The sequence below is a fragment of the Streptomyces sp. NPDC030838 genome, assembly GCF_055572035.1.
This window is the reverse complement of sequence record NZ_JBVIED010000012.1, coordinates 285555-305947: the sequence shown is the minus strand read 5'-3', so window position 1 is coordinate 305947 and position 20393 is coordinate 285555. Positions and strand designations below refer to the sequence as shown.

The following is a 20393-nucleotide window of genomic DNA, read 5'->3' as shown; positions in this document are numbered from 1 at the left end:
AGACGGCGCCAGGAAACGCCCCCACCCCCGGAACGGACAACTCACCATGCTCACGGGAGCTGTGCCCGTACGTTCGCTCTCACCTGCCCACGCGGCGGAACTGCGCTCCGCCGCCGAGTCCCTGCTCCACCGCTTCCCCGGTTCGCCCACCGATCCGGAACTGCTTGCCGAACTCCCTGCGGCGGCGGCCGCGTTGAGCGACGGCATCCGCGACGCCTGCCGCCCCGTCGACACCCCCGACGGACTCTTCGTGCTGACCGGCCTGGAGATCGACGACGGGGCGCTCGGCCCCACGCCCGCCCACTGGTCGAGCGCCGGCGACGCGGGCGCGGTCCACGACACGGTCCTGCTGCTGCTCTCCGCCGTGATGGGCGTGCCCCTCGCCTGGGAGGGCCAGCAGGAGGGCCGGTTCGTGCACAACATCGTGCCCTCGCCCGGCCACGAGGAGGAGCAGACCGGCGCCAGCAGCACGGTGCTGCTCAGCCCGCACACCGAGGACGCCTTCCACCCCGGCCGCGCCCATCTGCTGCTGCTCTCCTGCATGCGCAACCCGGACGCGGTGGCCACCACGGCCGCGAGCGTGCGCCACGTCCGGCTCTCCGCCGACGACACACGGCTGCTGAGCCGCCCGGAGCTGCCGATCCTGCCCGACGACGCCTACGCCGAGGCCCAGGGCTACGCCGGGGACCCGCAGCCCGTGCCGACGCTGTGGCAGTCGCCGGACGGCCCGACCCTGCGCTTCGACCCGGCCTACACCCCGCTGGAGCGGGCGAGCGAGGAGCACCGCGCCGCCTACGCCCGGCTGACGGACGAGCTGTCCCGGGTCGCGACGGCGGTCAGCCTGGAGCCCGGCCAGGTGCTGGTCGTGGACAACGACCTCGTGGTGCACGGCCGGGTCCCCTTCAAGGCCCGTTACGACGGCACGGACCGCTGGCTGAAACGTTCCTCCGTGCGGGTTCCGGGGCGTCGGACCCGCCCCGCGGCGGAACGCTTCGAACACGGCTACGGACAGAAGGTTCTGGAGGCATACGACGCATGACCGCCACCCACGCTTCGGACACCACCCTGCGCATCCTGAGCACCAGCGACGTCGCCGGCATCGAGATCTCCCTCGCCGACGTCGTCTCCGTCGTGGAGCAGGCGTACGGCACCCTCGCCGCAGGCCGCTCCGACAATCCCCGCAAGCTCACCGTCAAGCCGGAGGACGGCCACTCGGTGGCGTACGCGATGCTCGGCCGGGACGGGGAGCGCGGCGTCGTCGCCGTCAAGACGTCGTACAAGTACGGCCTGCACGAGGACCGCGACAAGCAGCACTACTACACGACCCTCACCCTCTACGACGACACCACCGGACTGCCGGTCGCGATGCTGGACTGCGGCCGCGTCGGCGCCCTGCGCACCCCGGCGGTCTCCGCGCTGCTCGCCCGCGAACTGGCCGCGCCCGGCAGCCGCAGCGCGCTGGTCATCGGCACCGGCACCCAGGGGCGGCTGGCCCTGCCGTTCCTGCTCACGACCATGCCGCAGCTGGAGCGGCTGCGGGTGTTCGGCACCCACCCCGACGGCATACGCGCGGTGCGCGAGCAGCTGCACGCGCACTTCCCGGACCGGGAACTGGAGGTCGTGTCCGACCTGCGGGCCGCCGCCGAGGACTCCGACATCGTCCTGGCCACCGCGGGCCCCAACACCCCCGCCTCCGTGGACGCCGACTGGCTCAGGCCCGCCGCGCTGTCCGTGCTCGTCGGCTACGGCATCGCGCCCTCCACCCTGCACCGCGCCGACCGGGTGATCGCCACCAGCGCCGCGCAGATGAAGGTCACCGGCACCGACATGGCCGACGCCGACGGTGAACTCCGGGAAGTCGACGCCGAGTTCCCCGAGGTGCTGGCCGGGCGGGCGGCCGGACGGACCGATCCGGGGCAGCGGATCTTCGCCTACAACAGCGGACTGGTCGTCACCGACATCGCGCTCGGCCACCGGTTCGCCGAACTGGCCCTCGCCCAGGGCCTGGGCACGGCGGTGCCGCTGTGGCGGTGACCGCTCCCCCCGTGCCCTCGCTGCCCGCCCGTCAGGCGCGGGAGACGCGGGAACTGCTCGCCGCCGGGCCGCTGCTGCACGAGCTGAGCCATGGCCTCGGCGGGCCGTACCACGTACTGTTCCCCGGCCCCTTCGACGCCAACGCGGCGGCCTTCCGGCAGGCGTTCGCCGACGCGGGCGTCGACGGGCGGGTCTACTACGCCAAGAAGGCCAACAAGGCCGCGCTGTGGTCCGAACGCGCCGGCGTGCTCGGCCTCGGCGTCGACGTGGCCAGCGCGGGCGAGCTGCGCGAGACGCTCGCCGCCGGGGTGCCCGGACCCGACGTGGTGGTGACCGGGCCGGCCAAGGCGGACGCCCTGCTGCGGGTCGCCGTGCTCCAGGGCGCGCTCGTCGCCGTGGACGCCCTCGACGAGCTGGACCGGATCGCCGCCGCGGCTTCCGAACTGGGCCGCACGGCACGGGTGTTGCTGCGGCGGCTGCCGCCCGCCCAGCCGCACAGCCGGTTCGGGCTGGACGCGGAGGAGCTGGAGGCCGCGCTGCGCCGGTGCGCCGACGGGCCGCTGGAGCTCGAGGGCTTCAGCTTCCATCTGTCCGGCTACGACATCCCGGCGCGCGCCGACCTCGCCGGAGAACTGGTCCGGCTGTGCCGGCACGCCCGCACGCTCGGGCTGCGCGCCGACCGGATCAGCATCGGCGGCGGCTTCCCGGTGGGCTACGCCGACGGCGACGACTGGCGCCGGTTCGCCGAGGAGCAGCGGCCCGAGCACTACCACGCGCGCAAGACCTTCTCCGGCGGCTTCTACCCGTACCACTCCCCCGTCGCCGGGGCCGACGCGCTGCGCGCGATCCTCGCGGCGGTGCCCGCCGGTGAGGCCGACCCGCTGGCCGAGCTGCTGCGCGCGGCCGGGGTGACGCTGCTCGTGGAGCCGGGCCGGGCGCTGCTGGACCAGGCCGGGTGCACGGTCTTCCGGGTCCAGGGCGTGAAGGAGCGCGACGGCTACGCGATCCTCACCGTGGACGGCAGCAGCCTCAGCCTGTCCGAGCAGTGGTTCGAGAGCGAGTTCCTGCCGGATCCGGTGCTGGTGCCGCGCGCACCGTCCCCCGAGGGCACGTACGAGGCCTGTGTCGGCGCCGCCACCTGCCTGGAGTCCGACATGCTCACCTGGCGCCGGGTGCCCTTCCCGCACCGGCCGGCCGTCGGCGACCTGCTGGTCTACCTCAATACCGCCGGGTACCAGATGGACTCCAACGAGTCGCCCTTCCACGAACTGCCGCTGCCGCCCAAGGTCGTCATCGAGCCCTCCGCCGATCCCGCCGCCCGTCCCCGCTGGCGTCTCGACCGCCACCCGTAGGGAGTTCACACCATGGACCACGCCCTGGATCTCGCCCTGGAACAGGCCCTGGATCACGCCTTGGGCCGCCCGCCGATCGTCCGCCGGGTCTCCGAACTCATCGGCGCCACCCCACTGTTCGAGCTGTGCCGCACCCAGGACGACACCCGGCTGCTGCTGAAACTGGAGCAGTTCAACCCCACCGGCACCGCCAAGATACGCATGGCCCGGCAGATGGTGCTCGACGCCGAGGAGCGCGGGCTGCTGCGGCCCGGCGGCCGGATCGTCGAGTCCACCTCCGGGAACACCGGCCTCGGCCTCGCCGTGGTCGCCGCCGAGCGCGGCTACACCTTCACCGCCGTCGTCGACCACCACGCCGCCGCCGACAAGCTGCGCGCGATGAAGGCGCTCGGCGCGGAGCTGGTCTACGTCGCCGAGGAGGGCGACGAGGAACTGGCCACCGCCGCCCGCGAGGAGTACGCGGAGAGGCTGGCCGCCGAGACGGACAACGCCTACTTCACCGAGCAGCACAACAACCCGGCGAACGGCGACGGTTACCGCCCCGTCGCCCATGAGCTGCACGCGGCCCTGGACGGCCGTATCGACATATTGATCGGAGCCGTCGGCACCGGCGGCGGGCTGTTCGGGACCGGCGGCGAACTGCGCAGGACCGTGCCCGGGGTACGGATCGTCGGCGTCGAGCCGAAGGGATCGATCGCCTTCGGGCCGCCCGCGCACGACTACTACCAGTCCGGCACCGGCACCCCCGAGGGCGCCACCATCGGCGCGATGGTCGACTACGACCTGCTCGACGAGGGCGTGAAGGTCGGCGACGTCGAGGCGTTCGCCACCTGCCGGGCCGTCGCCCGCCGCACCGGACTGCTGATCGGCGGCTCGGCGGGCGGAGTGGTGTACGAGGCACTGACCCGGCTCTCCTCACTGCCGCCGGGAACGACTATGGTCGCGCTCGTCAACGACGGCGGGGAGAAGTACCTGGACACGGTGTTCGACGACGACTGGATGGCCGCGCGCGATCTCCTCGACCCCGACGCCGAACGCGAGGTCGACGCGCTGCTGGCCAAACTCCGCCACGCCTGACTCCCCCACGCCTAGAGGAAGTTCGCGTAGATCCGATGCCACCCGCCCTCACCCGTCTCCTCACCGACAGCCGCGCCCTGGCCACGCTGGCCGTGCCGCTCGCGCTCACCCAGCTCGCCCAGGTGGCGCTGACCACCACCGACACCGTCATGATGGGCCTGATCCGCACCGAGGCGCTGGCGGCCGGCGGTCTCGCGATGGTGATCTTCAACCAGCTGCGCACCATGGGCGTCGGCCTGGTCACCGCCGTCGGCAACCAGGTCGCCGCCGCCGACGCGCGCGGCGAGAAGGCCGACTCCGAGGCGGCCCGGGAGGACGTCCGGGACCTGGTCCGGGCCAGCCTGCTGCTGTCCACCCTGGCCGGGCTGGCCGGGGCCGTGCTGATGGTGCTCATCGGGCACGCCGTGGTCTGGCTCGGCCAGGACCCGGATGTGGTCGACGCGGCGAAGCCGGTGCTGTACGCGATGGCGCCGGGGCTGCTGCCCTGTCTGTGGTTCCAGGCGATCCGGCAGTTCACCGTCGGCATGCGCCGCCCGCAGGCGCTGCTGCGCATCACGATCGCCTCGATCGCCGTGAACGCGGGCCTCAACTGGGTGTTCATCCACGGCAGTTGGTTCTTCCCGAAGCTGGGCCTGCCCGGCATCGGCCTGGCCACCACCTCGGTGTACGCGCTGTCGTTCCTGGCTCTGTACGCCTCCGCCAAGCGCGATCCGCAGCTGGCGCCGCTGCTCTCGCTGAGCGTCTGGAAGACCCGCCCGGCGACCCTGCGCCGGCTGACCGCGCTCGGCACGCCGATCGCCGCCACCTACGGCTCGGAGGCGGGGTTCTTCTCCGTCGTCGCGCTGCTGGTGGGCAGCTTCGGCACGGCCGCGCTGGCCGCGCACACGGCCGTCAACCAGATGGTGTACATCGTGTTCCAGATCGCCGTCGGCCTCTCGCACGCCGCGTCCCTCGGCGTCAGCCGCGAACTCGCCCTGGGCAACACGACGGCGGCACAGCGGTTGCAGCGGACCGCGCTGGCGTGCGCGGCGGCGGTGATGGCGGTGGTCGGAGTCGTCTACGTGACCGTGCCGAAGCTGGTGCTGGCCCCGTTCTTCGAGTCCGGGGAGGCGAGGGCGGTGGACATCGCGGCCCAGCTGCTGCTGGTGGCGGCGGTGCTCCAGTTCTTCGACTGCGCCCAGAACATCGGGGTGGGGCTGCTGCGCGGACTGGACGACACCAAGGGCGGCTTCCGGGTCACGCTGGTCGGCTACTGGCTGGTCGGCCTGCCCGCCGCCGCGCTGCTGGGCTTCGTGGCGGGCCTGGACACCTTCGGCATCTGGCTCGGCCTGCTCACCGGCCTCGCCACCACGGCGGTGCTGCTGCTGCGCCGGTTCGGGCAGGGCATCGGCCGCCTGAGCACGGCGTCGGCTCCGGCGGCCGTGTGAGCCGGGGGCGTCCGGTCAGGACGCGACCAGCGTGATGTCCTGCTCCGGCGACGCCGCGTGGAAGCGGGGCACCAACGGCACCAGACCGCTGCCCGTGGTCAGCTCCACCAGGTTCGCCTCGGCCCGGGCGGGGCCCGCCGCGAGCGTGTTGTCCAGCGTCCGGCCGGTGCTCGACCAGGGGCGCACCGTGCCGTCGCACACCGCGCGGGTGCTGCCGAGGCCGTGCCGCACCGTCGTGCCCTGGGCGGACCGCACGAGGGAGGCGCTGACGAACATCGGGCCGCTGCCGCCGGTGCAGCGGTAGGTGCCGGAGAGGGTGACGGTGCCGTCGGCGGCGATCCGTCCCACCGGATCGACGGTGACCGTCTCGGACGGGTCGGCGGTCGCGGGCGTCGCGGCGACACCGGTGGCGAGGGCCACGGCGACCGCGGCGGCGCCGAGGAACGGGCGAAGGGCCATGGGGAAACCTCCTGTCGTGGGGCTTCCACTGGTACCGGGCGGCCGGGTCCGCCGGTGTGATCGTCACTCTTTCGGTGGCGCGTCTCCCCTGGTCGTCGCGGCCGTTCGGCGCCCCGGATCCCAAAGGGTGCGCCCGTCACGGCAGGACGGCGAATCCGTCCAGTTCCACCAGCGCCCGCTCGTCCCACAGCCGGACGACCTCGACGACCGCCATCGCCGGGTAGTCGCGGCCCGCCGACCGGCGCCAGATCCGGCCGAGTTCGGCGGCGTGGGCGCGGTAGTCGGCGACGTCGGTGGCGTAGACGGTGACGCGGGCGAGGTCGGCCGGGGTGCCACCGGCCGCGCGCAGCGCCGTCAGCAGGTTGTCCAGCGCCCGCGCGAACTGCTCGGGCAGGTCCTCGCCGGTGATCTTGCCGTCGGTGTCGAGGGCGGTCTGGCCGGCCAGGAAGACCAGCCGGGAGCCGGTGGCGACGACGGCGTGCGAGAAGCCCGTCGGCGGGGAGAGGTCGGACGGGTTGACGCGCTCGGCGGTCACGGGGCCTCCCGGTACGGCTCTTGGTGCGGCTCTTCCTGCGGCTCCTTGTACAGCTCCTTGGCGATGATCCCGCGCTGGATCTCGCTCGCGCCCTCATAGATGCGGGGTGCCCGCACCTCGCGGTAGAGGTGTTCGAGCAGATGGCCGCGGCGCAGCGCACGGGCCCCGTGCAGCTGGACCGCGCGGTCGACGACGTACTGCGCGGTCTCGGTGGCCAGCAGCTTCGCCATCGCCGCGCGCCGGGGCACATCCGGGGCGCCCGTGTCGTACGCCGTCGCCGCCGCGTACACCATCAGCCGGGCCGCCTCGATCCTCAGGGCCATCTCGGCGACCTGGTGGGCGACGGTCTGCTGGGCGCTGAGGGGGCCGCCGAAGGCCTGCCGGCGTGCGGTGTGGCCGACGGTGGCGTCGAGGGCGGCCTGCGCCATCCCGACGGCGAAGGCGCCGACGCTGGGCCGGAACAGGTTGAGGGTGCCCATGGCGACCCGGAAGCCCCGGTCGGGCTCGCCGAGGACGTCGTCGGCGGTGACCGGCACGGCGTCGAAGTCGAGGGCGCCGATGGGGTGCGGGGAGAGCATGTCGAGCGCGGTACCGGTCAGTCCGGGCCGGTCGGCGGGCACCAGGAACGCGGTGACGCCACGGGCGCCCGCGCCGGGGGTCGTCCGCGCGAAGACGGTGTAGAAGTCGGCCTCGGGCGCGTTGGAGATCCAGCACTTGCCACCGGTGAGCCGCCAGCGGGCGGAGCCGTCGGGGGCGGCGGCGAGGGGTTCCGGTGCGGGGGCGCTGAGGGGTGGAGCGGGGATCGGGAGGTCGCCGGGGCCGTCGGCGAACCGGCCCGCCCCGGCGCGCGCGCCCGTACGGCCCCCGGCACCGCTTTCCGCGTCCGTGTCCGTGTCCGTGTCCGCACGGGTGGGTTCCCCGGCCGGCTGCCCGGCGGCGGACGGGACCCCCGCCAGTCCTGGCGCCGTCACCTCCCGCTCGGCCGCCAGGGAGAGCGCCGCCGCGTCCGAACCGGCCCCCGGTTCCGTCAGGGCGAAGGCGGCGATCGCGGTGCCCTCGCGGACCGCGGGGAGCCAGCGGGCGCGCTGGGCGGGGGTGCCGTGGGCGTGGACGGGGTGGGCGCCGAGGCCCTGGAGGGCGAGGGCGGTCTCGGCCTCGGTGCAGATCCGGGCGAGGGACTCGCGCATCAGGCACAGATCGAGCGCACCGGAGGTGAACAGCCGGTCGAGCAGGCCGAGACGGCCCAGCTCGGCGACGAGGGGGCGGTTGACGTGGCCCGGCTCGCCCTTCTCGGCGAGCGGGCGCAGCCGCTCGGCGGCGAGGGCGCGCAGTTCGGCACACCAGGCGGTGCGGTCCGGGTCGAGTGAGAATGCGGGCACGTGCGGTCCTCCCTCTCGAAGGCCTGACGCCTCACCCGAACGGTATCGCGCCCCGTTGACTGCCGTCACCAAGACGATACGCTCCAGGTGCGACCGCGACCGCGTTCCCGACCCCACCCGACGCCCACCAGGCAAGGGGGCGAACCGCCATGGACCGCCCGTACCGCCCGATCCGCTCGGCCCACGTCGACACCTTCGCGCGCGACCACCTCCCGCCGCCCGACCAGTGGCCCGACCTCCGCTTCGACCTGCCGGAGCTCCAGCACCCCGAACGGCTCAACTGCGCCGCCGCACTGCTCGACGGCCCCCCGGACGACCGCCCCGTCTTCCACACCCCCGGCGGCCCCGCCTGGACGTACGGCGACCTGCGCACCCGCGTCGACCGCCTCGCCCACCTCCTCACCGGCGACCTGGGCATCGTCCCCGGCAACCGGGTGCTGCTGCGCGGCCCGACCACGCCCTGGCTCGCCGCGTGCTGGCTGGCGGTGCTGAAGGCGGGCGGGGTCGCCGTCACCGTGCTGGCCCAGCAGCGTCCGCACGAGCTGGCCACGATGTGCGAGATCGCCCGGGTGCGGCACGCGCTGTGCGACATCCGCGCGGTCGACGACCTCGCCAAGGCCGAGATACCGGACCTGCGGATCACCACGTACGGCGGTGACGCCCCGGACGACCTGCTGAACCGTCCGACGTCCGCGACGCCGTACGAGGCCGTCGACACCGCGGCCGACGACGTGGCGCTGATCGCCTTCACCTCCGGCACCACCGGCCGCCCGAAAGGGTGCATGCACTTCCACCGGGATGTGCTGGCCATCGCCGACACCTTCGCCCGGCACGTCCTGAAGCCGCACCCGGACGACGTCTTCGCGGGCAGCCCGCCGCTCGGCTTCACCTTCGGCCTCGGCGGCCTCGTCGTCTTCCCGCTGCGGGCGGGCGCCAGCGCGCTGCTCCTCGAACAGGCCGGCCCCCGGCAGCTGTTGCCCGCGATCGCCGAGCACCGGGTGTCGGTGCTGTTCACCGCGCCGACCGCGTACCGGGCGATGCTCGCCGAGCTGGACGGGCACGACCTGACCTCGCTGCGCCGCTGTGTCTCCGCGGGCGAGAACCTGCCCGCGGCCACCTGGCACGCCTGGCACGACCGCACCGGCCTGCGGATCATCAACGGCATCGGCGCCACCGAGCTGCTGCACATCTTCATCTCGGCCGCCGACGAGCACATCCGGCCCGGCACGACCGGGGTGCCGGTGCCCGGCTGGCACGCGCGCGTGCAGGACGAGAACGGCGAGCCGGTGCCCGACGGGGAGCCCGGTCTGCTGGCCGTGCGCGGGCCGGTCGGCTGCCGCTATCTGGCCGACCCGCGGCAGTCGGACTACGTCCGCGGCGGCTGGAACGTCACCGGTGACACCTATGTCCGCGAGCCCGACGGCTACTTCCGGTACGTCGCCCGCGCCGACGACATGATCATCTCCGCCGGGTACAACATCGCGGGCCCCGAGGTCGAGGACGCGCTGCTGCGCCATCCGGACGTGGTCGAGGCGGCGGTCGTGGGCCGGCCCGACGAGGCGCGCGGGGCGGCCGTGGTGGCGTACGTCGTCGTCAAGGAGGGCGCCCCGAAGGACGCCGGGGAGCTGCGCGCGTTCGTCAGGAGCGAGCTGGCGCCGTACAAGTGCCCGCGCGAGATCGTCTTCCTGGACGCGCTGCCGCGCACCGCGACCGGAAAGCTTCAGAGGTTCCGCCTACGGACCGAAGCTGACCAGCAGTGATCCGCACCACCCGACACGACTTAAAATGATCAACGTGTCCGACCAGCACGCTCCCCGTTCTCTCATCGTCACGCTCTACGGGGCGTACGGCCGCTTCCTCCCCGGCCCGGTGCCCGTCGCCGAGCTGATCCGGCTGCTGGCCGCCGTCGGCGTGGACGCGCCCTCGGTGCGCTCGTCGGTCTCCCGGCTCAAACGGCGCGGCCTGCTCGTGCCAGCCCGCACCGAGCAGGGCGCCGCCGGCTACGCGCTCTCCCCGGACGCCCGCCAGCTGCTCGACGACGGCGACCGGCGGATCTACGCCACCGCACCGCCGGAGGAAGAGGGCTGGGTGCTCGCCGTGTTCTCCGTCCCGGAGACCGAACGCCAGAAGCGGCACGTGCTGCGCTCCCGGCTGGCCGGGCTCGGCTTCGGCACGGCCGCGCCCGGCGTGTGGATCGCCCCGGCCCGGCTCTACGAGGAGACCCGGCACACCCTCCAGCGGCTGCGCCTGGAGTCGTACGTCGACTTCTTCCGCGGCGAGCACCTGGGCTTCGCGCCGACCGCCGAGGCGGTGGCCCGCTGGTGGGACCTGGCCTCGATCGCCAAGCAGCACGAGGCGTTCCTCGACCGGCACGCGCGCGTGCTGCACGACTGGGAGCAGCGGTCGGACACCCCGCCCGAGGAGGCCTACCGCGACTACCTCCTGGCGCTGGACTCCTGGCGCCATCTGCCGTACGCCGACCCCGGGCTGCCCGCGCGGCTGCTGCCGCAGGACTGGCCGGGGGTTCGCTCGGCGGCCGTGTTCCGGGGGCTGCACGAACGGCTGCGGGACGCGGGAGCGGTGTTCGCGGGCGTCCCCGTCGACTGACCGGCCTCCTCAACTCCCCAGCGTGAGGCGGGGTTTGGGCGCGTCCGTACGCCCCGTGCGCGGGGGCCTGCTGCCCGCGCGGTACGGGTCCGGCCAGACGGCGCCCGGACCGTCGTAGCCCTGCTCGGCGGCGGCGTGCAACGTCCAGTGCGGGTCGTAGAGATGCGGGCGGGCCAACGCGCACAGATCGGTGCGCCCGGCCAGGATGAGGGAGTTGACGTCGTCCCAGGAGGAGATGGCGCCGACGGCGATCACCGGGACGCGGGCCTCGTGCCGGACGCGGTCGGCGAACGGCGTCTGGTACGAGCGCCCGAACTCCGGCCGCTCGTCGGCCACCACCTGCCCCGTCGACACGTCGATCGCGTCGGCGCCGTGCGCGGCGAACGCACGGGCGATCTCGACGGCGTCCTCGGCGGTGGTGCCGCCCTCCGCCCAGTCGGTGGCGGAGATCCGGACGGTCATCGGCCGCTCCTCGGGCCATACGGCGCGGACGGCGTCGAAGACCTCCAGCGGGAAGCGGAGCCGTTTCTCCAGCGAGCCGCCGTAGGCGTCGGTGCGGTGGTTGGTGAGCGGGGAGAGGAAACCGGAGAGCAGATAGCCGTGCGCGCAGTGCAGTTCGAGCAGGTCGAACCCGGCGCGGGCGGCCCGCCAGGCGGCGGCGGTGAACTGCTCGCGCAGGTCCGTGAGCTGGGCGCGGGAGAGCTGCCGCGGGGTCTGGCTGCCGGGCTTGTACGGCAGCGGGGAGGCGGCCACCAGCGGCCAGTTGCCGTCGGGCAGCGGCTCGTCCATGCCCTCCCACATCACCTTGGTCGAGCCCTTGCGCCCGGAGTGGCCGAGCTGGACGCCGATCGCGGTGCCGGGTGCCTGCCGGTGCACGAAGTCGGTGATCCGCCGCCAGGCCTCGGCCTGCCTGCCGGTGTAGAGGCCGGCGCAGCCGGGGGTGATCCGGCCCTCCTCGCTGACGCACACCATCTCCGTCATGACCAGCCCGGCGCCGCCGAGCGCCCGCGCGCCCAGATGGACCAGGTGGAAGTCGCCGGGGACGCCGTCGGCCGCCGAGTACATGTCCATGGGCGAGACGACGACCCGATTGCGCAGGGTCAGTCCGCGCAGCCGGAACGGGGTGAACATCGGCGGCGTACCGGGCGGACAGCCGAACTCGCGCTCCACGGCCTCGGTGAAGTGGGCGTCGCGCAGCCGCAGATTGTCGTGGGTGACCCGGCGGCTGCGGGTGAGCAGGTTGAAGGCGAACTGGCGGGGCGGCTGGTCGCGGTAGAGCCGCACGTTCTCGAACCACTCCAGGCTGGCACGGGCCGCGCGCTGGGTGGAGGCGACGACCGGTTTGCGCTCCTCCTCGTAGGCCGCCAACGCCCGTTCCAGAGAGGGCTGTTCCTCCAGGCAGGCCGCCAGGGCGAGGGCGTCCTCGACCGCGAGTTTCGTGCCGGAGCCGATGGAGAAGTGCGCGGTGTGGGCGGCGTCGCCGAGGAGGACCACGTTGCCGGCGGACCAGCGCTCGTTGACGACCGTGCGGAACGTCGTCCAGGCCGACTTGTTGGACTTCAGCGGGCGGCCGCGCAGGGCGTCCGCGAAGATCTTGGCGCAGCGCTCGACGGACTCCTGCTCGTCGAGGACGTCGAAGCCGGCGGCCCGCCAGACCTCCTCGCGCATCTCGACGATCACCGTGGAGGCGTCGGGCGCGTAGGGATAGCCGTGCAGCTGCATCACGCCGTGCTCGGTCTCCGCGATCTCGAAACGGAACGCGTCGAAGGCGAAGTCGGCGGCCAGCCAGATGTAGCGGCAGCGGTGGGCGGTCACCTGGGGGCGGAAGACGTGGGCGTAGGCCTCGCGGGTGGTGCTGCCCGCTCCGTCGGCGGCGATGACCAGGTCGTGGGTCTCCGTGAGCCAGGCCGGGTACGGCGCCTCGGAATCGAAGCGCAGGTCCACGCCGAGGGCGTGGCAGCGCTCGTGCAGGATCTCCAGGAGACGCTTTCTGCCGAGGGCGGCGAAGCCGTGGCCTCCGGCGGTGTGGTGGATATTGCGGTGGACGATGTCGATGTCGTCCCAGCGAACGAAGTGGCGGCGGAGTTCGTCGTAGACGGCAGGGTCGGCGTGTTCGATGCCGCCCAGGGTTTCGTCGGAGAGGACGACGCCGAAGCCGAAAGTGTCGTCGGGGGCGTTGCGTTCCCAGACGGTGATCTCGCGCCGCGGGTCGAGGCGTTTGAGGAGGGCGGCGGAGTAGAGGCCGCCGGGGCCTCCTCCGATGATCGCGATGCGTAGGGGGTGGTTCGTCGTGTTCGGCGAGTGCGGGCCGTCTGTGGCTGGTCGCGCAGTTCCCCGCGCCCCTGAGGTGGGCATCCTTACCGTCCGCTCCATTTGGGAGGGCGCTTTTCTGTGAACGCCGCGTGGAACTCTTTGTAGTCCTCGCCATTCATCAGGAGGGCCTGGGTCGAGGCGTCCAGTTCCACCGATGCCGCGAGGGGCATGTCCAGTTCCGCTGTCAGGAGCGCCTTGGTCTGGGCGTATGCCAGGGCCGGGCCCTCCGCCAGGCGGCGGGCCAGGGAGTGGGCGGCCTCGTCCGCACCGCCGTCCTCGGCCAGTTCGCTGATCAGGCCGATGCGTTCGGCCTCCGTCGCCCGGACCGGCTCGCCGAGCATCAGGAGGCGGGTGGCGTGGCCGAGGCCGACCACGCGGGGCAGGAGGTAGGCCGCGCCCATGTCGCCGCCGGAGAGACCGACCCGGGTGAAGAGGAAGGCGAAGCGGGCGGTGGGGTCGGCGACGCGGAAGTCGGCGGCCAGGGCGAGGACCGCGCCGGCGCCCGCCGCGACGCCGTGCACCGCCGCGATCACCGGGAAGGGACACTCGCGGATGGCCCGCACCACCTGGCCGGTCATCCGGTTGAAGTCGAGCAGCTGGGCGGTGTCCATGGCGAGCGTGGCGCCGATGATCTCGTCGACGTCGCCGCCGGAGCAGAAACCGCGCCCCTCCCCCGCGAGCACCAGCGCGCGCACGGCCCGTTCCCGGGACAGTTCGGCGAGCAGGTCGCGCAGGTCGGCGTAGGCGCCGAAGGTGAGCGCGTTGAGTTTCTCGGGGCGGGCGAGGGTGACGGTGGCGACGCCGTCGGCGAGGTCGACGCGCAGGTGCTGCCAGTGAGGGGTGCGGGCGGCGGAGCCGGTGAAGGGACTCATGCGGGGGCGGCCCTCCTCGGTGAGAGGTTGCCCTACGAAGTTATCACTCATATGTGACTGTCGTCATGAGTGCGCGATACAGCGGGTATCCGTAACGGTGTGACCGATTGTCGTGCGGTTGTCGACAGGCCGGTAACACCGGGCGTGATCGCGCGCGGCGGGCCGTTGCCGTGGGTAGGCCGCCCGGTGCCGGGGCCGAAAGTCCCGGACGGTGCCCGTCGGAGGACTCTTCCGGGCGGCCCCGTACCATTGCTGAAGTTGAAAGCAGGACAGCCTGTGCCCGACCGCGGGAACCCTGCGCCATGAACGGACTCGCCTTGCACGAACGCCTCTCAGCCCCCGCCTCCTGGCGCATCGCGCTGCCGCACTCCACGGCGGCCGTGCCCGTGGCCCGCGCACTGGTCCGTACCGCCCTGTCCGAGCTGGAGCACAGCAGCGACACCGACACCGCCGAGCTGCTGACGGCGGAGCTGGTGGCCAACGCCGTGGAGCACACCTCCGGGGACGCCCCGATAGAGCTGGTGGTGGAGCTGCTGCCGACCGGCTGCAAGGTCGAGGTGCACGACCCGGACCCGGCGCCGCCCGGCGATCTCGCCCACGCGGCCGACAGCGAGCCCGACCTCTGGCAGGAGGGCGGGCGCGGACTGCTGCTGATCCGCGCCCTCAGCTCGGCGTGCGGTCACCGCCCCACCGAGTCCGGCAAGGCGGTGTGGTTCAGACTGGCTGCGGTACCGCGTCAGCGTCAGTGGCGTCCGCGTCCGGCGTGACCCGGGCCCGCGCCAGCCGCGACCTGCGGCGGCCGTAGCCGAGGTAGACCAGCAGTCCGACGGCGAGGAACACGGCGAACTGGAGCCAGGTCGTCCAGCCGGTCTCGTACATCAGGTACAGGCAGAAGCCGACGCCGAGCAGCGGCAGCACCGGGTACAGCGGCACCTTGAAGGTGCGGGGCAGGTCCGGCTCGCGGCGGCGCAGCGCGATCACGGCGACGTTGACGGCGGCCATGACGGCGAGCGTGCCGATGGTGCACAGGTTGACCACGGCGTCCAGCGAGGAGAAGGCCGCCGGGACGGCGAAGACGACCGCGATGATCAGCGTGCCGGCGACCGGCGTGGCGGTGCGCGGCGAGACCTTCTCGAAGACCCGCGGGACCAGCCCGTCCCGGGCCATCGACATCAGGATGCGGCTCTGGCCGTACATCACGGCGAGCACCACCGAGGCGATGGCGACGACCGCGCCGAAGGCGATGATGCCGCCGCCGACGCCGGAGCCGGTGACCTCGTCGACGACGTGGGAGAGCGCGGCGGGCTGACCGCCGACCGCGTCGCCGCCGAGGGCGCCGGTCGCGGCGAGCGCGACCGCGCAGTACAGCAGGGTGACCAGGCCGATGCAGACGAGGATGGCGATCGGGACGTCCCGGCGGGGGTTCTTCGCCTCCTCGCCGGCGGTGGTGATCGCGTCGAAGCCGATGTACGAGAAGAAGGCGGCGGTGGTGCCCGCGCCGATGCCGGCGATTCCGGCGGGCGCGAACGGCATCAGGTTGCCGTCCTGGAAGGCGCTGAAGCCGATCGCGCAGAAGGCGACGAGGATGGCCAGCTTGAGCACGGCCATGGCGGCAGTCGCGCGGGCACTCTCGCGCACACCCCGCACCAGCAGGACGGCGGCCATGGCGATGACCAGGACGGCCGGGAGGTTGACGACACCGCCGTCACCGGGGCTCGCGGAGAGCGCGGCGGGCAGCTGGACGCCGATCAGGCTGTCGAGGAGCTCGTTGACGTACTGGCTCCAGCCGACCGCGACCGCGGACACCGAGACGCCGTACTCCAGCAGCAGGCACCAGCCGACCAGGAAGGCGGTGGTCTCGCCGAGTCCGGCGTAGGCGAAGGAGTACGAGGAGCCGGAGACCGGGATCGCGCCGCCCAGCTCGGCGAAGGCGAACGCGGTGAACACGCAGGTGATCGCGGCGAGCACGAAGGAGACGACGACGGCCGGGCCGGCCTGGGCGACCGAGTCGGAAAGGCCGACGAAGATGCCGGTGCCGACGATCGCGCCGACGCCGAAGCAGATCAGCTGGAAGAGGCCCATCGTGCGACGGAGGCCGTGACCCTCGCGGTCGGCGCCGGATTCGGCCACCAGGAGGGCGGGGGATTTGATGCGGGGCATGCGGGTGGTGCTCGTTTCTGGGGACGGAAGTGCCCCGGGTGGGGGCGCGCGGCGGCTCCGGAAGGGGTGGCTCCGGGCCGCCGGACAGCATAAGGCCTGGTTAGGCAAGAGTGGCGACGAGTACGGCCTTGATGGTGTGCAGCCGGTTCTCCGCCTCGTCGAAGACGACCGAGTGGGCCGACTCGAAGACCTCGTCGGTGACCTCCAGGGACTCCAGGCCGTGGGTCTCGTGGATCTCCCGGCCGACCTTGGTGCCCAGGTCGTGGAAGGCGGGCAGGCAGTGCAGGAACTTCACGTCCGGGTTGCCGGTGGCGCGCAGCACGTCCATCGTCACCGCGTAGGGGGCGAGGGCGGCGATCCGCTCGTCCCAGACCGCCTTGGGCTCGCCCATGGAGACCCAGACGTCGGTGGCGACGAAGTCGGCGCCGCGCACGCCCTCCTCGACCGACTCGGTGAGGGTGACGCGGGCGCCGCTCGTCTCGGCGAGCTCGCGGGCCCGGTCGACGATCTCCTGGGCGGGCCAGTAGGACTTCGGGGCGACGATCCGGACGTCCATGCCGAGCAGGGCGCCGGTGACCAGGTAGGAGTTGCCCATGTTGAAGCGGGCGTCGCCGAGGTAGGCGAAGGCGATCTCCTTGACCGGCTTGCCGGCGTGCTCGGTCATGGTGAGCACGTCGGCGAGCATCTGGGTGGGGTGCCAGTCGTCGGTGAGGCCGTTGTAGACGGGCACGCCCGCGTGCGCCGCCAGCTCCTCGACGCCGGCCTGGCTGTCGCCCCGGTACTCGATGGCGTCGAACATCCGGCCGAGGACGCGGGCGGTGTCCTTCACGGACTCCTTGTGCCCCATCTGCGAGCCGGAGGGGTCCAGGTAGGTGGTGTGGGCGCCCTGGTCGGCGGCGGCGACCTCGAAGGCGCACCGGGTGCGGGTGGAGGTCTTCTCGAAGATGAGCGCGATGTTCCTGCCGCGCAGGTACTGGGTCTCGGTCCCGGCCTTCTTCGCGGCCTTCAGCTCGGCGGCCAGCTCGATCAGCCCGAGGAACTCCTGCTCGGTGAAGTCGAGCTCCTTGAGGAAGTGACGGCCGGCGAGGGCGGTCGGGACTGTCGCCATGGGGGCGCTCCAGATACGGGGGACGACGGCAGGGACGACTGGAAGTCTATACGACTCCTCACATTTCTATACGGCGTCCCGTTCGACCGGGCAGCTCATGCACCGCGGCCCGCCCCTGCCCCGCCCCAGCTCGCTGCCCGGGATCTCGATCACCTCGATGCCCTGCTTGCGCAGATGGGTGTTGGTGGTGGAGTTCCGCTCGTAGGCGACCACCACGCCCGGCTCGACGGCGAGGACGTTGCAGCCGTCGTCCCACTGCTCCCGCTCGGCGGCGTGCACGTCCTGGGTGGCGGTCAGCACCCGGATCTCGCTCAGGCCCAGCGCGGCGGCGATCGCGCGGTGCATGTGCTCCGGCGGATGGTCGGTGACCTTCAGCTCCTTGTCCCCCGCGCCGGGTTCGATGGTGTAGGAGCGCAGCATGCCGAGCCCGGCGTACTGGGTGAACGTATCCCCGTCGACCATGGTCATCACGGTGTCGAGATGCATCAGGGCGCGCTTCTTCGGCATGTCGAGCGCCACGATCGTCTGCGCGGACCCGGCCGCGAACAGCTTGTGCGCGAGCATCTCGACGGCCTGCGGGGTGGTGCGCTCGCTCATGCCGATGAGGACGGCGCCGTTGCCGATGACAAGGACGTCGCCGCCCTCGATGGTGGACGGGTAGTCGGCCTGGCCCTCCGACCAGAGGTGGAAGTCCTCGCCGCGGAAGAGGGGATGGTGCCGGTAGATCGCCTCGAAGTGCACCGTCTCGCGCTGGCGGGCGGGCCAGCGCATGGCGTTGATGGAGACGCCGTCGTAGATCCAGGCGGAGGTGTCCCGCGTGAAGAGGTGGTTGGGCAGCGGGCGCAGCAGGAAGTCGTCCAGGTCCATCACATGGAACCGGACCGAGACCGGCTCCGGATGGGTGTCCAGGAACTCCCGCTTGGTCATGCCGCCGACCAGCGCCTCGGCCAGCTCGCGTGCGGGCAGCGTCTCGAAGGAGGCGCGGAGGTGGTCGGTGGCGAGCGGGCCGTACTCCTTCTCGTCGAAGACCCGGTCCAGGACGAGCGCGCGGGCCGCCGGGATCTCCAGGGCCTCGGTGAGCAGGTCCCCGAAGAGGTGGACGGTGACGCCGCGGTCGCGCAGCACGTCGGCGAACCCGTCGTGTTCGGCCCGCGCCCGGCGGACCCACAGCACATCGTCGAAGAGCAGGGCGTCCTTGTTGCTGGGGGTGAGCCTTTTGAGCTCGAGATCCGGCCGGTGCAGGATGACGCGGCGCAGCCGCCCGGCCTCGGAGTCGACATGCAGTCCCATGCCTCCATCCTGACCATTCGGGCGCGTGTTCACCCGCCTTTCGGGAGGACGGGCGCCGTCGGCCGCTCAGCCGCTGGGCTGCGGCTGGAGCAGCTCCGGCCGCGCCAGGAGGCGGCGGGCGGCGGGGCCGGGCTCCTTGGCGGCGCGGGCGACGATCCAGCCCGCCAGGAGATGGGGATCGGACGGGTGCTCGGCCAGGGCGTCGGCGTAGCGGGTGAGCGCGCCGGCCGGGTCCGCGGCGGCCAGGTGCTCGTCGGCGGTGCGCGGGGTGGCGGGGCGGACCGCGAAGGCCTGGGTGCGGCGGTCGGGCCAGTACTCCCGGGCGGCGCGCAGCCGGGGGGCGTCGCCCGGCCCGGGGGCGACGTTGCGCAGCCGCCATTCCGTGCGGTGCAGCGTGGCGGCCGTGCGGGCCCGGGCGAGGGCGTCGGGGGCGACGGGCTCGCGCAGCCAGACGTCCAGGGTGCGGGCGAGTCCGGTGACGAGCCGCCGCCCGGGCGCGGTGAGCCGGTCGCTGGTCAGCAGGGTCCGTACGACCAGCCGGCTCTGCAGGCGGCGCAGCGCGAAGTGGTACGCGGCCAGGTCGGCGTACCGCGGCTCGGCCATGCGGTCGCGCCAGAAGCCGGTGACGGCGGTGAAGGCGTAGGCGCCGTGCAGGAGGCCGGACAGGTGGCGCGGATCGGCGCGCCAGGGAGCGTAGTAGCGCTCGACCCGGTCGTCGTCGAGGAGCGGGAAGAGGTGGAGCAGCGCGCCGAGCTTGCTGTGCTGGAACTCGTGGACCAGCGTTTCGGCGAGGGCGAGCGCCGTCGCCGGGCGGGATATCACCATCCCGCCGAAGGAGTCCCCGCTGGAGGCGGACAGCGGCACGGTCGGCGGGGCCGGGGGCAGCAGGCTGGTCCGCCCCCAGGGCACGACGGCCCGGATGAGGGAGGGGTCGAGCCGTCCGGGCTCACTGCCCTCCGCCCCGGCGAGCAGCGTGGCCGCCTCCTGGAACAGGTGCTGCCATGCCTCGGCCTCGTCGGCGTCGAGCCGGGCGGGTGGCAGCGGGACGTCCAGGTCCCGGTAGGGGTCGAGGTCGTCGAGGGGTATGGCCACGGTTCCGGCGGGGCCGGTGTGGGTGAGGGTGCGCAGGGGGACCCAGTGCGGGTCCAGGACCGAGCCGGGTTCCGCCGCCCCGGTGATCGCCGCCGTGCGCGGACGGCAGGTCACGGTCACCGGCCGACCGTCCCGGCGGGGGCCGGTCAGGGTCAGCTCGCCGCCCCGGGTCACGGCCCGGCCGACCGCCGTCCCGCGCGGCGCGTCGGGGAGGCACACCAGGCCGAGGCCCGGCAGTTGCAGTCGCCCGTCGGTGAGCGGCACCCGCAGATCGGTCTCCGTACCCGCGTGCACGGCCGCCGCCGCGGCCACCGCACACAGCTGTCCGGCCTCCGCCCACAGCGGCGGACCGGTCGCCGAACCGCGGTGCACCCGGCGCAGGATGTGGGCGATCCAGCGGCCGGTCGCGGGGCCGAGCAGCAGCCGCTCCACCGGTTCCGGCGCCCGCGAGGCCGCCGCCTTCACGGCCTGCCAGGCCTCGGCGGCCGGGGCCAGCGGAGTGGACATCCCCTCCAGCCGGTCCAGCAGGGTGCGCAGGAGCAGCAGCCGCCGTGCCCGCTCCCCCCGCGCGAGGAAGGCGACCGCCTCCGCCGAGCCGCCGCCGGTGGCCAGCTCCGCGAACAGCCGCTCTGGCATCCGGAACGGGGCAGGGTGCCGTTCGCTGCTCATGGCCGGGACCTCCGTCGTG

17 protein-coding genes are annotated in these 20393 nt (G+C 73.3%); 8 read left to right on the top strand and 9 right to left on the bottom strand.

From position 1 onward, the window contains the following. The first annotated feature begins 46 nt into the window (after positions 1-46). The 5 genes from ACZ42A_RS28265 to ACZ42A_RS28245 are packed head-to-tail and all read left to right on the top strand — an operon-like array spanning position 47 to position 5890. Positions 47-1039: a TauD/TfdA family dioxygenase gene (locus ACZ42A_RS28265; protein WP_468530090.1), complete on the top strand. Its 993-nt coding sequence runs from the start codon at positions 47-49 to the stop codon at positions 1037-1039. Beyond that, the gene (locus ACZ42A_RS28260; protein WP_468530089.1) at positions 1036-2034 is read left to right on the top strand and encodes an ornithine cyclodeaminase family protein; all 999 of its coding nucleotides are present in this window, start codon (positions 1036-1038) and stop codon (positions 2032-2034) included. Before ACZ42A_RS28265 ends, ACZ42A_RS28260 begins: the two co-directional genes overlap by 4 nt. After that, positions 2025-3386, top strand: coding sequence for an alanine racemase (locus ACZ42A_RS28255; RefSeq protein ID WP_468530088.1), 1362 nt, complete (start codon positions 2025-2027; stop codon positions 3384-3386). The genes ACZ42A_RS28260 and ACZ42A_RS28255 overlap by 10 nt, the downstream gene beginning before the upstream one ends. 48 nt (positions 3387-3434) lie before the next feature. Then, positions 3435-4463 (top strand): cysteine synthase family protein, encoded by a 1029-nt coding sequence (locus ACZ42A_RS28250; protein ID WP_468530109.1) that lies wholly within the window; start codon positions 3435-3437, stop codon positions 4461-4463. 35 nt (positions 4464-4498) lie between these two features. Further along, positions 4499-5890 carry an MATE family efflux transporter gene (locus ACZ42A_RS28245; protein ID WP_468530087.1) on the top strand — a complete coding sequence of 464 codons (1392 nt, stop codon included), beginning with the start codon at positions 4499-4501 and terminating at the stop codon, positions 5888-5890. A 15-nt stretch (positions 5891-5905) separates the two neighbouring features. Here the strand turns inward: ACZ42A_RS28245 and ACZ42A_RS28240 are convergent, their stop codons facing one another. From ACZ42A_RS28240 to ACZ42A_RS28230, 3 genes are all read right to left on the bottom strand, one after another. Further along, positions 5906-6349 (bottom strand): DUF6299 family protein, encoded by a 444-nt coding sequence (locus ACZ42A_RS28240; protein WP_468530086.1) that lies wholly within the window; start codon positions 6347-6349, stop codon positions 5906-5908. 136 nt (positions 6350-6485) lie between these two features. After that, entirely contained in the window at positions 6486-6884 is a 399-nt protein-coding gene (locus ACZ42A_RS28235) for a RidA family protein (RefSeq protein WP_468530085.1), read from the bottom strand. Then, positions 6881-8263, bottom strand: a complete 1383-nt coding sequence (locus ACZ42A_RS28230) for an acyl-CoA dehydrogenase family protein (RefSeq protein WP_468530084.1) — start codon at positions 8261-8263, stop codon at positions 6881-6883. The genes ACZ42A_RS28235 and ACZ42A_RS28230 overlap by 4 nt, the downstream gene beginning before the upstream one ends. A gap of 149 nt (positions 8264-8412) precedes the next feature. Here ACZ42A_RS28230 and ACZ42A_RS28225 point away from each other — a divergent pair, with 149 nt between their 5' ends. Both ACZ42A_RS28225 and ACZ42A_RS28220 read left to right on the top strand, forming a co-directional pair. Further along, complete coding sequence (locus ACZ42A_RS28225; RefSeq protein ID WP_468530083.1) at positions 8413-10023, top strand: AMP-binding protein; 1611 nt, start codon at positions 8413-8415, stop codon at positions 10021-10023. 25 nt (positions 10024-10048) lie between these two features. Next, the gene (locus ACZ42A_RS28220; RefSeq protein ID WP_468530082.1) at positions 10049-10870 is read left to right on the top strand and encodes a PaaX family transcriptional regulator; all 822 of its coding nucleotides are present in this window, start codon (positions 10049-10051) and stop codon (positions 10868-10870) included. 9 nt (positions 10871-10879) lie between these two features. Here the strand turns inward: ACZ42A_RS28220 and ACZ42A_RS28215 are convergent, their stop codons facing one another. Then, entirely contained in the window at positions 10880-13225 is a 2346-nt protein-coding gene (locus tag ACZ42A_RS28215; protein WP_468530081.1) for a bifunctional salicylyl-CoA 5-hydroxylase/oxidoreductase, read from the bottom strand. Positions 13226-13227: 2 nt separating this feature from the next. Then, a complete protein-coding gene (locus ACZ42A_RS28210; protein ID WP_468530080.1) occupies positions 13228-14055 on the bottom strand; it encodes an enoyl-CoA hydratase family protein in 828 nt (275 codons plus the stop codon). Between the two features lie 302 nt (positions 14056-14357). Here ACZ42A_RS28210 and ACZ42A_RS28205 point away from each other — a divergent pair, with 302 nt between their 5' ends. Next, entirely contained in the window at positions 14358-14822 is a 465-nt protein-coding gene (locus ACZ42A_RS28205) for an ATP-binding protein (RefSeq protein WP_468530079.1), read from the top strand. Here the strand turns inward: ACZ42A_RS28205 and ACZ42A_RS28200 are convergent. The 4 genes from ACZ42A_RS28200 to ACZ42A_RS28185 all read right to left on the bottom strand — a co-directional run bounded on the left by ACZ42A_RS28200 (position 14770) and on the right by ACZ42A_RS28185 (position 20374). Then, a complete protein-coding gene (locus ACZ42A_RS28200; protein ID WP_468530078.1) occupies positions 14770-16215 on the bottom strand; it encodes an amino acid permease in 1446 nt (481 codons plus the stop codon). The two genes, ACZ42A_RS28205 and ACZ42A_RS28200, sit on opposite strands and share 53 nt — an antisense overlap. 100 nt (positions 16216-16315) lie before the next feature. Continuing rightward, a complete protein-coding gene (argF, locus tag ACZ42A_RS28195; protein WP_468530077.1) occupies positions 16316-17323 on the bottom strand; it encodes an ornithine carbamoyltransferase in 1008 nt (335 codons plus the stop codon). Positions 17324-17389: 66 nt separating this feature from the next. Next, positions 17390-18613, bottom strand: coding sequence for an arginine deiminase (locus tag ACZ42A_RS28190; RefSeq protein ID WP_468530076.1), 1224 nt, complete (start codon positions 18611-18613; stop codon positions 17390-17392). Between the two features lie 66 nt (positions 18614-18679). Continuing rightward, positions 18680-20374: an HEXXH motif domain-containing protein gene (locus ACZ42A_RS28185; protein WP_468530075.1), complete on the bottom strand. Its 1695-nt coding sequence runs from the start codon at positions 20372-20374 to the stop codon at positions 18680-18682. Positions 20375-20393 lie beyond the last annotated feature (19 nt).